This is a genomic window from Methanoregula sp. (assembly GCF_002835825.1).
In the GTDB taxonomy this organism is placed as follows: Archaea; Halobacteriota; Methanomicrobia; order Methanomicrobiales; family Methanospirillaceae; genus Methanoregula.
On the sequence record NZ_PIZH01000545.1, the window covers coordinates 1 to 1,387 of the forward strand.

2 protein-coding genes are annotated in these 1,387 nt (G+C 56.6%); one reads left to right on the forward strand and one right to left on the reverse strand.

Annotation, left to right across the window (positions count from 1 at the left end):
• A partial coding sequence (locus CW742_RS13155; RefSeq protein ID WP_292421114.1) for a tetratricopeptide repeat protein occupies positions 1-715 on the forward strand: 715 nt, incomplete at its 5' end.
• A 271-nt stretch (positions 716-986) separates the two neighbouring features.
• On the opposite strand, the gene CW742_RS13160 is transcribed toward CW742_RS13155, so the two are convergent.
• Positions 987-1,382 (reverse strand): PaaI family thioesterase, encoded by a 396-nt coding sequence (locus CW742_RS13160; protein WP_292421115.1) that lies wholly within the window; start codon positions 1,380-1,382, stop codon positions 987-989.
• Positions 1,383-1,387 lie beyond the last annotated feature (5 nt).

Consider the following 1,387-nt stretch of genomic DNA (forward strand, 5'->3'; position numbering starts at 1 on the left):
CTACAGCTATGGCATGAAAATCCGGCAGATCGTTACCATTCTGGCAATCCTCGCGATGGTTGCCCTCTGCGTACAGCCTGTGTATGCACAGGAAGAGAGCCCCCAGATCACAGACGAGGCAACACTCTTTTACAACAACGCACAGTTGCTGATCGATGGAGGAGATTACGCCCGGGCGCTCGATATGCTCGACAGGGTCCTAGCCTCCAACACCACGCTCCTTGGCATGGGCGACGGCCTGATGTACACCTACAAGGACCGGATTGCGCTGCTCACCGACCTTGGGAGGTATGACGAAGCGATTGCCGCTGCCGACCAGGCAACGGCACTTTATCCCCGTGAACCCGGCATCTGGAACAACAAAGGCTGGGCCTATTACCAGATGGGAAAATATAACGAGGCGGCCGATGCCTATGACCATGCCATACGGGTGAACGCCACCTACCTGAAAGCATACCTCAACAAGGGCGACGCCCTCATGAAGGCAGGAAAGCCCCGGGAAGCCGCCGATGCCTACAGAAAAGCCCTCGAGCTCGACCCGGGCAACACGCATGCCACCGGGGGCCTGAACGAGGTACAGGCAGCAGCAGGGCCGGATCTGCTCATTCCGTCCATCGTCATCCTTGTGATAATCGCAGGGGGGCTCATTTTCTGGTACATGAGCCGGAAACCCGCTGATGATATCGCTGCAGGAAAAGCAAAAGGAAAGAAATAACTTTTGGCAATTCCTCATTATGAGCCACCCATTTTAAACAATACCCCCCTCTTGCGCCACCAGTCCCCCAAGGGGGACGGGGCGCATTATGATTGGACGAAGTCGGTAACAGGGAATACGTCGTCATCGCAATACGGGGGATGCCACAGTGGCGGGGGAGAAGGTGGAACCGAAGCCCCCAAGAACGTCTGATGTTTGTCTCCAGGGTGGCCAAAAAAATTGAAACAAAAAATTACTGGTGGCTTAAATTAAGCAATCACCTAACTTTTTTTTATGTTTTTTCCGCGGTCAAGGCAAACGAGGCCGTGGTCCGGGCCAGCTGGGTCTTCTGTTCATCGTCCATCCTCACGCAGCTCTCCATGAACGCGACCCGGCGCCCTTTCCGGATAACCTTCGCCTCTGCGATGACGGCACCTTCCCGGACGCCCCTGATAAAACTGGTCGATTCCGCAATCGTGGCGATCCCCTCGCCCGGTGCGAGCTGCGTGTAAAGGGCAAGGGCCATCGCCTCGTCGGCAATCGCGGCAAGCATTCCACCCTGCAGCCACCCGACCCCGTTGTACATATCCGGCCGGACCGTCATCCTCAGAACTGCTTTCCCCTCACCGTAACTCACGACATCGATCCCCATCAGGCAGAAGAACGGGTTGGCGTCCCGCCCTTTCACCCGGA